This window comes from Mesorhizobium sp. CO1-1-11 (assembly GCF_020164995.1).
GTDB classification, from domain to species: Bacteria; Pseudomonadota; Alphaproteobacteria; order Rhizobiales; family Rhizobiaceae; genus Mesorhizobium; species Mesorhizobium australicum.
Map to the genome: position 1 here is coordinate 81,988 of NZ_JAIUHE010000023.1, position 11,195 is coordinate 93,182.

12 protein-coding genes and 1 tRNA gene are annotated in these 11,195 nt (G+C 62.2%); 5 read left to right on the forward strand and 8 right to left on the reverse strand.

Annotation, left to right across the window (positions count from 1 at the left end):
• Positions 1-4: 4 nt before the first annotated feature.
• Entirely contained in the window at positions 5-916 is a 912-nt protein-coding gene (locus LB554_RS24495; RefSeq protein WP_140824408.1) for an agmatinase, read from the reverse strand.
• 297 nt (positions 917-1,213) lie between these two features.
• On the opposite strand from LB554_RS24495, the gene LB554_RS24500 reads away from it, so the two are divergent.
• The 4 genes from LB554_RS24500 to LB554_RS24515 all read left to right on the forward strand — a co-directional run bounded on the left by LB554_RS24500 (position 1,214) and on the right by LB554_RS24515 (position 2,948).
• Entirely contained in the window at positions 1,214-1,537 is a 324-nt protein-coding gene (locus tag LB554_RS24500) for a hypothetical protein (protein ID WP_140720482.1), read from the forward strand.
• 133 nt (positions 1,538-1,670) lie between these two features.
• Positions 1,671-1,814, forward strand: a complete 144-nt coding sequence (locus tag LB554_RS24505) for a hypothetical protein (RefSeq protein WP_411962651.1) — start codon at positions 1,671-1,673, stop codon at positions 1,812-1,814.
• Positions 1,811-2,137: a hypothetical protein gene (locus LB554_RS24510; protein WP_140717220.1), complete on the forward strand. Its 327-nt coding sequence runs from the start codon at positions 1,811-1,813 to the stop codon at positions 2,135-2,137. The genes LB554_RS24505 and LB554_RS24510 overlap by 4 nt, the downstream gene beginning before the upstream one ends.
• 151 nt (positions 2,138-2,288) lie before the next feature.
• The gene (locus LB554_RS24515) at positions 2,289-2,948 is read left to right on the forward strand and encodes an imm11 family protein (protein WP_224587335.1); all 660 of its coding nucleotides are present in this window, start codon (positions 2,289-2,291) and stop codon (positions 2,946-2,948) included.
• A 217-nt stretch (positions 2,949-3,165) separates the two neighbouring features.
• On the opposite strand, the gene LB554_RS24520 is transcribed toward LB554_RS24515, so the two are convergent.
• The 7 genes from LB554_RS24520 to LB554_RS24550 all read right to left on the reverse strand — a co-directional run bounded on the left by LB554_RS24520 (position 3,166) and on the right by LB554_RS24550 (position 10,757).
• On the reverse strand, positions 3,166-3,987 hold the full coding sequence (locus tag LB554_RS24520; protein ID WP_224587336.1) for an MBL fold metallo-hydrolase: 822 nt from the start codon (positions 3,985-3,987) through the stop codon (positions 3,166-3,168).
• Positions 3,984-4,778, reverse strand: coding sequence for a TatD family hydrolase (locus tag LB554_RS24525; protein WP_015317903.1), 795 nt, complete (start codon positions 4,776-4,778; stop codon positions 3,984-3,986). Before LB554_RS24525 ends, LB554_RS24520 begins: the two co-directional genes overlap by 4 nt.
• Positions 4,778-6,331 (reverse strand): methionine--tRNA ligase, encoded by a 1,554-nt coding sequence (gene metG, locus LB554_RS24530; RefSeq protein WP_224587337.1) that lies wholly within the window; start codon positions 6,329-6,331, stop codon positions 4,778-4,780. The genes LB554_RS24525 and metG overlap by 1 nt, the downstream gene beginning before the upstream one ends.
• A 141-nt stretch (positions 6,332-6,472) precedes the next feature.
• Complete coding sequence (locus LB554_RS24535; RefSeq protein WP_224587338.1) at positions 6,473-7,528, reverse strand: DNA polymerase III subunit delta'; 1,056 nt, start codon at positions 7,526-7,528, stop codon at positions 6,473-6,475.
• Complete coding sequence (tmk, locus tag LB554_RS24540; RefSeq protein ID WP_015317900.1) at positions 7,525-8,199, reverse strand: dTMP kinase; 675 nt, start codon at positions 8,197-8,199, stop codon at positions 7,525-7,527. Before tmk ends, LB554_RS24535 begins: the two co-directional genes overlap by 4 nt.
• Before the next feature lie 80 nt (positions 8,200-8,279).
• Entirely contained in the window at positions 8,280-9,443 is a 1,164-nt protein-coding gene (locus LB554_RS24545) for a D-alanyl-D-alanine carboxypeptidase family protein (protein WP_224587339.1), read from the reverse strand.
• 93 nt (positions 9,444-9,536) lie between these two features.
• Entirely contained in the window at positions 9,537-10,757 is a 1,221-nt protein-coding gene (locus tag LB554_RS24550; protein ID WP_224587340.1) for a septal ring lytic transglycosylase RlpA family protein, read from the reverse strand.
• A 263-nt stretch (positions 10,758-11,020) separates the two neighbouring features.
• On the opposite strand from LB554_RS24550, the gene LB554_RS24555 reads away from it, so the two are divergent.
• Positions 11,021-11,110 (forward strand) — tRNA-Ser (locus LB554_RS24555).
• Positions 11,111-11,195 lie beyond the last annotated feature (85 nt).

Here is an 11,195-nt window from a genome sequence, read left to right on the forward strand (position 1 = left end):
GGTCTCAAACCTGCCTGACCAGGGCGCCGATAACATTGACAAGAAGGCGCGCGGCGGTGAGCGCCGACAGGCCGTCAATGTCGTATGGCGGATAGAGCTCCACAAGATCGAATCCGGCGATCCTCGCTCGCTTGCCCAGGCCCGCGATGAGATCGATGACCTGCGTATAGGTGAGGCCGCCGGGCGTACGCGCGGCCACGCCCGGCATGATGCCGGGGTCGAGACTGTCGCAGTCGAGGGTAACGACGACTCGCGCGCCTTCCGGAATATGGCCGAGCGCCGCTTCGACACCCAGAGCATGGACCTCGCGAGCGGTGACGAAACGGCTGCCATAGCGCCGCGCCGCTTCGATTTCCGTGAGGCGTGCGCTGCCGACGCTGCGCAGTCCGACCTGCACCATGCCGGCGACATGCGCCATCTCGCTCGCGCGGCGCATCGGGCTGGAGTAGCCGTGGCGTTCGCCATGCACCTCGTCTCGCCAGTCGATATGGGCGTCGATCTGCAGGATCCAGACAGGCCCGTGATCCGCGAAGCCGGCGAGGAAGGGACTGACCACGGAATCGTCGCCGCCGAGCAGGATGGGCACGGCCGGCAAGGACAGGACCTCGCGCGTCTTCGCCTCGATCCGGGCGCGGTTGCCGGCATTGTCATGCATGATGGTCAGGATGTCGCCGGCGTCGACGCAGCAGACCGGCTTGCCGTCGAACAGCGGGCCGCCGAGATCGAAATCCCAATGCTCGACGAGCGCGGCATCACCCTGGCTCGCAACGCGGATGGCATCGGCGGCCAAGGCATGACCGCTGCTGTCCTTGCCGGGATAGGTGCTGCCGTGCCCAGCGCCGAAGATCACCGCGCGGGGGGCCGTGTCATCGACGAGGCGATCGGGCAAGCCGAGAAAGGAAGATCGTGTGGTCATTCTTGATAAGCCTTTGAGTCCAGCCGAGGCGTGATGGATTGAAGCTAGCGTAGTTGCTGGGATGGTCGAATTCCATTGCCGAAATCGCCGTCCAGAAGTTCCGTCGGTTCCAAGCTGGAGGCGGCCCTGAGACGGGGACATTGAGCTTGCTAAAGTGGGTAAACGTTGCAGATTACTGGAACTGCGATAAAGCGAATGGACCGACCGAGGAAAATCCGCATGATCTATCTTTGTTGTCGAGTGCCGCGGTTCTTATGGCCGAACGCATCCGCATAGATGTGGTTGATGGGGAAGGGAATGACATTGCCAAAGTTCTCATGGCAGGCAGGTCTCCTTTTCGGCCTATGCGCTACTCCCGTTGCCTTCCTGCTGGCACTCTTTTCGGCCGGAGCTGGGCATGGCGACTATGTGCTAGCCCGCATTCTCTATCCAATCCCCATGTTGGCAACTCTTTTGACCGACAACACGATTACCAGCCTTTCCCTAGGGTTGGCTGTGGCACAGTTTCCTGCCTATGGGGCATTTGTTGCTCAAGCCGGCCGCGCCGGTTGGTTGGCGCTTGGCCTCGTCCACGTCATTGCAATAGCAACTGCTTTCAGCGGGGTGCTCGACTATTTTTAGGAACGCCTACGACGCCTCGCTGCCGCTACGCGCAACGGAATCAGCCAGCAGGTAGCGCTGCGCTGGCAGCTATGCCTATTTGCGCGAAAGACAGCCGCCGACTCTCATCGCCTGGGGACCGGAAGATGGCTACATGCCGGCCGCAGTGAAAGGCGCCGGCCACTGGCTTCTGGAAACCCATTTCGATAGCGCGCTTCCGCTGGTGCGGGACTTCCTGACGCGCGTCCATGGCTCAGCACAAGGATTTGAAGAGGTGCAAAAGGAGAAAGATCGATGACGACAACGCCGACCATCGCACGCATCTGGCGCGGCCGTACCCGGGCTGACGTAGGCGACGCTTACGAAGTCTACTTGAGAGCCGAAGGTATTCCGCCGCTTGAGAAGACCGCCCTGGGCGTCCAGCTGTTTCGCGAGGATCGCGAAGGGGAAAGCTGGTTCACCACCATCTCGTACTGGCCCGACCACGAATCGATGACGGCTTTCACCAAGGGTGAGCCAACCAAGGTCCACCATCTCGACCGCGACCCGGAGTTCCTGATCGAATTACCGGAGCGAATCCAGATCCACCGCATCCTGCTCGACCACCGGAGGCTGCCCTGATGCGACCGGTCGCGATGTAGGAACACATGGAAAGCGTCGCGCGCCGCCGCCGCGTCATCTGGCATGATATGCTCGGTACGGGCGTCCGCCAAACCGGACGCGATGTCTCGAGCGACGTGCCGGTGTCGGCGGCGCCGGGTCAGGAGGTCGGGTGAAAATCTATAGTCCGCTTGTAGTGGAGGGACAGGAATGGGTTCTTCCCCAACAAGCCGAGGACTACCAGCTATTCGCGAGCCTCGGCGACCTGGGCCAGAAGCGATGGCGTCCGCCGCGGATGAAATTCCTGCGCGAGCAAGAAGACGGAACACCCCGGTTATATTCGGATTTTCCTTGGCTCGGCGAGCACGTGCTCATTCTGAGGAGCACGCCGTTGAAGGTGCTAAGGCCGATTCTAGAACCGTATGGTGACTTCCTGCCGCTTCGTGCTGACGAACCCATATCGCTGTTCAACGTCACCAATGTGGTCGATGCGATGGACGAAGAACGTTCAAGAACCGTCCGGTTTGACGATGGCGGTATCATGACGATCGAAAATCTCGTCCTTCGGCCGGAGGCCATCGGCGGGGCCGAGATATTCAAGTTGCCGGAGCGGCCCGATGGCGTGCGACTATCCGATATCTATCTGCAAGAGACCATCGTGCGTCAGATTGGCGAGCTCGGATTCAAAGGCATCGCCTTTGAATTGGTCTGGAATGACGAAGCGGTCGGTCGCGACAGGATCGAATACCGCGGCATGGAGCGGCGTGCGCCAGTTTCATTCGCGAGTTTGAGACGCTTTTGGTCCGGTCTGCTTCGGAAGCCCGGGCTGTGAAGCAGGGCTGTGAGATGGATTCGAGATGCTTTTTACGCCGTGATAAAAGTCGCATAAGATAGATTATGGAACTTATGCCTATAGCCCGGCCGGGAAGTTGCTGCTGTTTTGCGCGTTGCCGGCAAACATCGTGAATGGACGCCACCGGCACTTCACGACCTCGAACCATGGTCGAACGTTCAAACGACGACTTGAAACGCCAACTGAGCAGCAGCCTCTACCGGTTTGACTCGTATGGGATTTCGATCACCATGCCATCATAGGCTGGTTCGACATTGTCGGGCGTCTCAGCCATCACGGCGATGTAATCGAGCGGCCCGTGCATGTGCGTCAGCACGGCGCTCCCAGGCGAAAGCGCCTTGATCCAGTCGAGCGCCTGGCCAAGCGAAAGATGGCTTGGATGCGTGTTGTACTGCAAAGCGTCGATGACCAGCATGTCGAGACCTCGCAGCCGTTCTGCTGTGGTCCTGGGAAAGTCGCTGACATCGGGGCAGTAGGCGAGCGCACCGATGCGGAAACCCAGCGAAATGATGTCGCCATGGATCTGGGGCAGCGGCTCGAAGGTGAGGGCGCCCCCCTCTCCTTCGATCACGACCGGCCGGGTATGATCGATGATGTGGGCGTCGACGATCGGCGGATAGGAACTGCCTACCGGCGTCTGGAAGCAATAGCCGAACGCCTCGCGCAGCCGCAGCATGGTCGGCTCGTCGGCATGGATGCCGATGCGGTGCCGTTGTTCCAGCACATAGCCGCGCAGGTCATCGATGCCGTGGATGTGGTCGGCATGCGGATGGGTGTAGATCACCCCGTCGATGCGCCGGACTGAAGCCATCAGCATCTGCTCGCGGAAATCCGGGCCGGTGTCGATGACGACCGTGGTGCGGCCGCCATTGACGGCAATGCGCTCGACAAGTGCCGCCGTGCGCATGCGCCGGTTCCTGGGATTGGCGGGATCGCAATTGCCCCAGTCGCCGGTGATGCGCGGCGTGCCTGGCGACGACCCGCAGCCGAGAATTGTCAGGCGCAGCCGGTCGCTCATGTCTCGAGCGCCTGCTGGCGAGGCATTTTTCCAAACAGCCGAAAGAAATTATCGGTCGTCACCGCCGCGATCTCAGCCTCGCTGACGCCGATTGTCTCGGCCAGCACCTTGGCGGTTTGCGCGACGTAAGCCGGCTCGTTGCGCTTGCCGCGGAACGGCACCGGCGCCAGATATGGCGCGTCGGTCTCGACCAGCAGCCGGTCACGCGGCAAATCGGCGGCGATGGCGCGCAATTCGATCGAGTTCTTGAAGGTCAGGATGCCCGAGAACGACACATAGCCGCCAAACGACACGCCGACCTCGGCGAGCCGCCGTCCCGACGAAAAACAATGCAGGATGAACGGGAAGGCGCCCTTCCCTGTCTCGTCCTCGAGAATGGCGGCCATGTCGTCGTCGGCATCGCGTGAATGGATGACGAGAGGCAGCCCGGTCTCGCGGGCGGCGGCGATATGAGCGCGAAAACCCTGCGCCTGCGCATCGCGCGGTGCCTTGTCGTAGAAATAATCGAGACCTGCTTCGCCGATCGCCACCACCTTTGGGTGAGTGGACAGGCGGACAAGGTCGGCGGTGGTGACGTCGAGCTCCTCGGCGGCATTGTGCGGGTGAGTGCCGACCGAGCAATAGACTTCGTCGAAAGTCTCCGCGATCTCAAGAACTTGCTGAAACCGCTTCACGCGCGTGGAGATCGTCACCATGCGGCCGATTCCGGCCGCCTTGGCGCGGGCGACAATGGCCGCCCGCTCCTCGGCGAAGTCCGGAAAGTCCAGATGACAATGGCTGTCGACGAGCATCAGGCGTTCGCGTCCGTCTGTTCGACATAGCGCGGAAACACGCCCTCCGGCGCAGGCAGCGCCGTCCCGGAAACAAGCGCGTGGTCGGCGTGGACATGCACGAACTCGCGATAATCCGCCGGCACCGCCAGCAGGTCGAGCAGCTTGCCGGCCGAGCCCGGAATGAAGGGCTGGCATAGAACCGCCACGCGCCGGACCACTTCGGCCGTAGTCCACAGCACCGTTTCCATGCGCTCGGGATTGGTTTTCTTGAGCGCCCAGGGTTCCTGTCCGGCGAAATACCGGTCGGCTTCCGCAACCACGCCGAAGATCGCCGCCAGTGCCAGATGGATGCCCTGTTCGGCCATTGCCTTGCGCGCGGTGGCGAGAGCGTCGATCGCTTGATCCAGGATCACCTTGTCGGCTTCCGCCAGGTCGCCGCGCTTCGGTACCACGCCGCCGCAATTCTTGGCGATCATCGACAGCGAGCGCTGCGCCAGATTGCCGAGACCGTTGGCCAGATCGGCGTTGGTGCGGTTGACGATCGCTTCATGGCTGTAGCTGCCGTCCTGGCCGAACGGCACTTCGCGCAGGAAGAAGTAGCGTACCTGGTCGAGGCCATAATGCTCGATCATGGTGAACGGGTCGATGACGTTGCCGACCGATTTCGACATCTTCTCGCCGCGGTTGAACAGAAAGCCGTGGCCGAAGACGCGCTTCGGCAGCGGGATGCCGGCCGACATCAGGAAGGCCGGCCAATAAACCGCGTGGAAGCGCACGATGTCCTTGCCGATGATGTGCGCATCGGCTGGCCAGAACTTCCATTTCTCATCTTTTTCATCGGGATAGCCGAGGCCGGTGATGTAGTTGGTCAGCGCGTCGACCCACACATACATGACATGCTTTTCGTCGCCGGGTACCGGCACGCCCCAGTCAAATGTGGTGCGCGAGATCGACAGGTCCTTCAGTCCCGACTTGACGAAGCTCATCACCTCGTTGCGGCGCTCGGCCGGACCTATGAAGTCGGGCTGGCCTTCATAAAGCGCGACGAGCTTGTCCTGATAGGCCGACAGGCGGAAGAAGTAGCTCTCTTCCTCGACCCATTCGACCGGCGTTCCCTGCGGCCCGTAGCGGACATTGTCGGGACGGACCTCGGTCTCCTCCTCGCCGTAATAGGCTTCGTCGCGCACCGAGTACCAGCCGGCATAGCCGCCCTTATAGACGTCGCCATTGGCGGCCATCGCCTTCCAGATCGCCTGCGAAGCAGCGTAATGGCGCTCCTCCGTGGTGCGGATGAAATCGTCGTTGGAGGCGTTGAGCGCGGTCGCCATGCGCTTGAACTCGGCTGAATTGCGGTCGGCCAGTTCGCGCGCAGAAATGCCTTCGCGCTTGGCTGTCTGCAGCATCTTGATGCCGTGCTCGTCGGTGCCGGTAAGGAAGAAGACCTGCTTGCCGTCGAGCCGCTCGAAGCGGGCAAGAGCATCGGTGGCGATCAGCTCGTAGGCATGGCCGATATGCGGCTTGCCGTTCGGATAGGAAATCGCGGTCGTGATGTAGAATGTGTCGCGTGACATGAATGAACCGTCATGAATGTCTGAATGGAGGCCGTGGCGGTGGATATCGCATCGGAATGGCGATTGCCATCCCGAGACCAGTGCATGCCGCCCAAAAGTGGCCCGGTTTAAGGGGCAACGGCATGCACCAAAAAAGGCCCGTCACATTCGCATTGCAGAATTCAGGCGGTCGATCATGGTCAGGGCGTGCTGCTTTTTGTCGAGATTGTAGGTGTCCGTCTCAGATATAGCGTCCAGCGCCTCATGCCAACTGTCCGACAGCGCTTTGGCCCGCTTGAGATCGCCAGCCCGCGCCGCCTGGCTTGCCGCATCCGACAGAAGGTCCAGCGCCCGGCGATTGAAGATGTCGAACTGTATCGCCTGGTCCTTGCCCGCGACCGCCTCGGCCAGGCGATAGGCGCCGCCAATATCGCTCTTTCCCGTCGCCACCAGTCCATCCAGCGTCCGCGCGATCTCCAGCCCGCCATACTGCGTCAACAGGATCGCGTTGCGGGCGCTGCCCCCTGCCCGCTCGACCAATGCAGCCCTCGCGGCCGGATCGTCGGGCGGCGGCGGCTCCGCTGTCTCCAGCACCGCCATCAGTTCGTTGGCGTCGAGCGGTGTCAGCCGCACCACCTGGCAGCGCGAGCGGATCGTCGGCAGCAGACTGCCGGGTGCATGGACGATGAGAATGAACAGGGTCCGTGCCGGTGGTTCCTCGAGATTCTTCAGCAAGGCATTGGCCGCATTGGCATTCATGTCGTCGGCCGGATCGACGATCACCACCCGGTAGCTGCCGTCATGCGAAGTCAGCGACAGAAAGCGGCTGACCTTGCGGATTTCGTCGACGGTGACGACGGTCTTGAAACTCTTGGTCTTGTCGTTCAACGGGCGGGTCAGATGCAGTACGCCGGGATGCGCGCCGGTTGCGATCTGGCGAAACAGCGGCGAGGCCGGATCGGGAACTGCTAGGTTGCCAGGCGCCTGGTCGAAGGCCGGATGCTTCAAAAGGTGGTGGGCGAGATGGAAGGCGAGCGTCGCCTTGCCGATCCCGACCGGACCGGCGAAGATAAGCGCATGAGGCAGCTTTCCCGCACGATAGGCGGCGGCAAGCATGGTGACGGCCTGCCCGTGTCCGACCAGACGCGGTGTTTCGGAGGGTTCCGGCACACCGTCCAGCGTATCATGCTGTTCCGGCGCGATGCGTTCGAAGATCATACGGGTGCGACCTGCCTGTTGCGCTCGGACGCCCTTGCCTCCAGTGCCGCGAACACGGTCGCCGTGACGACATCCTCCACCGTGTCCGGATCGGCGGACGCATCGACGACGATGCAGCGTTCCGGCTCTGCCGCGGCGATCGCCAGGAACGCTTCGCGGCGGGCCTGGTGGATGGCCAGCGTCTCTTTTTCGAAGCGGTCGGCTGTGGCATCGCTGCCACGCCGCAATGTCGCGCGCTTCAAACCCTCGGCCGGGTCGATATCGAAGATCAGCGTCATGTCGGGCATCATGCCGTTGATGGCGACCTGTTCCAGCATGGCCATGAATGCCGGATCGATCCCACCCGTAACGCCTTGATAGACACGCGAGGAATCCAGGAAGCGGTCACAAAGCACGATGGAGCCGCGTTCGACCGCCGGACGGATGACCTGCTCGACGTGGTCGGAACGCGCGGCTGCGAAGAGCAGCGCTTCCATCTTGGGCCCGAACGGTTCGGCGGCACCCGAAAGCAGCACATGCCTGACCGCTTCGGCGCCCGGCGAGCCGCCCGGCTCGCGTGTCCGTACGACATCATACTTCTTGGCGCGCATCTTGGTGGCCAGCCGCTCGATCTGTGTCGACTTGCCTGCGCCTTCGCCGCCTTCGAAGGTGATGAAAAAACCGCGCGCCAACCGAGGGCCTTTGTTCGTGTTCGAGTGGATTGTTGCGCTGTAGATAGTCCGCGTTCGGGAAAACGTCCATGCCGTCGGTGCTATCGAAGCCAGCCGATCGCTAGTTCCTTGACGGCATCGAGAGCGCGTTGCGGCAACGTGCCGACGCTGATCGACTCGGCGGCGAACAACGGTGTCTCCTGGCTCAGCGTGTCGCCGATCCAGACGCGCAGTGCGCCCACCGGCTGCCCCTCCTCCACCGGTGCCGCGACCGGGCCGGTGTAGATGATCCTGGCCGTCAGCTTGTCGCGGTTGGTGATCGGCAGGAAGATGTCGATCGGACCTTTTGCCTTGAGCGTCACGCCGGATTTCATGCCGCCAAAAACCTGGGCCTCTCCGACCACCTCGTCCTTGGCGAAGATTTCGGTCTTCTCGAACGAGCGAACGCCCCAATCGAGCAGTTTGCGTGCCTCTTCTGTGCGCTCCTTGTCATTTGCCAGCCCGCTCATCGCCGCGATCACCCGCGTGCCGTTGTGGCTGGCCGAAGCCACGATGCCAAAACCGGATGTCTCGCTTGCGCCGACAGCCAGGCCGTCGGCGCCGATGTCCATCGCCAGCAACGGGTTGCGGTTCCTCTGCGAGATCTTGTTCCAGGTGAAATCCTTCAACCCGTAATACCGGTAGAAATCGGGGTATTCGCGCCATAGATGCAGGGCGAGCTGCGCCAATTCGCGCACGTTTGTCTGCTGGCCGTCGGCCGGCAGGCCAGTGGAGTTCACGAAAGTCGACGTCTTGAGGCCGATCTGGCGCGCACGTTCGGTCATCTCTCCGGCAAAATTGTCCTCGGATCCGGCCATGCCTTCGGCGATGACGATACAGCCGTCATTGGCGGCCTGCACGGTCACCCCCTGGATCAGGTCCTCGAGCCGGATCGCCGATTTGAGCTTGGCGAACATCGTCGAGGTCCCCGACGGCGCGCCACCTTTGCGCCAGGCGTTTTCGCTGACCACGAACGTATCGTCGAGTTTGAGGCGCCCGGATTTGAGGGCGTTGAAAACCACTTCCATCGTCATCAGCTTGGCCATCGAAGCCGGCGGAATGGGTTTATCGGCATCTTTCGAAAACAGCACCGTGCCGGTATCGGCATCGATCATGAAGGCTTGCGCGGCCTTGGTCTCGAAAAGCTGCGCTTGGGCCGGCGAAAGCGTAAGCAGGAGGCTGAGGAGAAAAAAAACGGCGAAAGGCTGTAGCAAGCGAAACTGCATGAAAATCGACCCGTTGGCCGGCCCCTCCGGCGTCCCGAAACTATCGGGCTTTTTCGGTGAGGGATCAACTGCCGGGCGCAAACCGGCGCTGGATCAGTCGCGCACGACCAGCGCGTCGGGCGCGCCATGAGACCACGCCGCCTTCAGCAACTCGTCCAGACCGCCATGGCCGTCCGGATAGAGGTTGACCGCATACCAGTCATTGCCGTCGAGATCGGAGCGCTGGATTTCTATTCTGCCGAAGGGCTTTAGTGCCGAGGCCACACGTGTGGCTTCGGTGGCGTCGTCGAACGTGCCGGCGGCGACATAATCGGCACTGGATGGCGCCGCTTGGCGGCCGGCGTTTTTCCACGACCGCAGGATGTCTGCGGGCGACATGCCGCTGTCGTCCAGAGCGGCAAAGACATCCGCGCGATGGACGCGTTCATCCGCATAGGACAGCGATGCCATGGCGAACGGCGATTGCGGCGGCAGGCTGATCTGCGGCCGTTCCGGCACGATCGGTCCAAAATCGGGCAGCGCCGGATCGCCGAAGGCCGGCTGCGCGGCCATCCGTCCCTGCATCGGTGCCGCGGCATCCGTCAGCTGACCTGGAAACGGCACGGCGGCCGCGCTGACCGGAAGGCTCGGCGAAGGCCCGTTCATGGCCACCATGACGCCGGTCGGCAGGCCGTCCGATGGGTCCGGTATGCGGTTACCTGGATGGTAAGAGGCCATCAGGTACTGGTCGTCATTGCCGTCGAGCGGCGCGCGGCCGACATATTCGACCTTCACCTTCGCGGTGCCGACCTTGTCGTAGTCCAGCATCTGCGCGGCTCGCTCCGAGACGTCGATGATGCGGCCCTCATGGTAGGGGCCGCGGTCATTGACGCGCACGATGACCGAACTGCCGGTTTCGAGGTTGGTGACGCGGGCATAGCTGGGCAGCGGCATGGTCGGATGCGCCGCCGTCAGATGCGCCATGTCGTAGACTTCGCCATTGGCGGTCAGCCGGCCATGGAAGGCGTCGCCATACCATGATGCCAGACCCACCTTGGCGTACTTCTTGTCTTCCTTGGGATAATACCACTTGCCGCGCACCTGATAGGGCTTGCCAAGCTGGTCGCGACCGCCGCCGCGCCGCATGAAGGCAGCGCGCGGACTGGCCTTCACCCCATATTCGGTCTCGGCGAAATATTCCTTGGAGCGGGTCTTCTTGTAGACCATCCCTTTCGGCTCGGGCTGCGACGCGCAAGCGGCGAGCAATGCAGCCGACGCTGCAAGCAACGCAACCGTGGCAACGCGACGAAGACGCGGGTGCGTCACAGCCTGCATTCTTGATTGCCCCCTAAATCTCATGAAGACGTCGCATCCGACCATCAGAGGAGCCAAAGCACTCACTCGACAATGCCAACGACGCCTCGAACCCCGATCCTTTGTGCGCAGGAATTGTTTATCACGGTATTAACCGATTGTGGCCGGAACCGGGCAAGATTGTGACGCCGCCTGTCCTGTCCTAGGCTCAGGGAGCGACCTGCTCATGCAAGCCGGTTGACAGGCCTTTGCCGGGCACACTAGAGCAGTGGCCGGCAGTCGCTGGAGGGATGGCCGAGCGGTTTAAGGCACCGGTCTTGAAAACCGGCGTGGGCGCAAGTTCACCGTGGGTTCGAATCCCACTCCCTCCGCCATAACGTCTAGGTCCGTTCCGGACACATAGGTTACGGTTTATACCGGAGACATGGGTAACACTTTTGGCCCGAAGGGGTTTTGGAG

What these genes read in the sequence shown, in the direction of transcription:
- LB554_RS24520 (WP_224587336.1), bottom strand. Translation starts at nt 3,987, where the DNA reads ATGAGCGACCGGCTGCGCCTGACAATTCTCGGCTGCGGGTCGTCGCCA.
- LB554_RS24500 (WP_140720482.1), top strand. Translation starts at nt 1,214, where the DNA reads ATGACATTGCCAAAGTTCTCATGGCAGGCAGGTCTCCTTTTCGGCCTA.
- metG (WP_224587337.1), bottom strand. Translation starts at nt 6,331, where the DNA reads ATGTCACGCGACACATTCTACATCACGACCGCGATTTCCTATCCGAAC.
- LB554_RS24495 (WP_140824408.1), bottom strand. Translation starts at nt 916, where the DNA reads ATGACCACACGATCTTCCTTTCTCGGCTTGCCCGATCGCCTCGTCGAT.
- LB554_RS24535 (WP_224587338.1), bottom strand. Translation starts at nt 7,528, where the DNA reads ATGATCTTCGAACGCATCGCGCCGGAACAGCATGATACGCTGGACGGT.
- LB554_RS24510 (WP_140717220.1), top strand. Translation starts at nt 1,811, where the DNA reads ATGACGACAACGCCGACCATCGCACGCATCTGGCGCGGCCGTACCCGG.
- LB554_RS24505 (WP_411962651.1), top strand. Translation starts at nt 1,671, where the DNA reads ATGCCGGCCGCAGTGAAAGGCGCCGGCCACTGGCTTCTGGAAACCCAT.
- LB554_RS24545 (WP_224587339.1), bottom strand. Translation starts at nt 9,443, where the DNA reads ATGCAGTTTCGCTTGCTACAGCCTTTCGCCGTTTTTTTTCTCCTCAGC.
- LB554_RS24550 (WP_224587340.1), bottom strand. Translation starts at nt 10,757, where the DNA reads ATGCAGGCTGTGACGCACCCGCGTCTTCGTCGCGTTGCCACGGTTGCG.
- LB554_RS24525 (WP_015317903.1), bottom strand. Translation starts at nt 4,778, where the DNA reads ATGCTCGTCGACAGCCATTGTCATCTGGACTTTCCGGACTTCGCCGAG.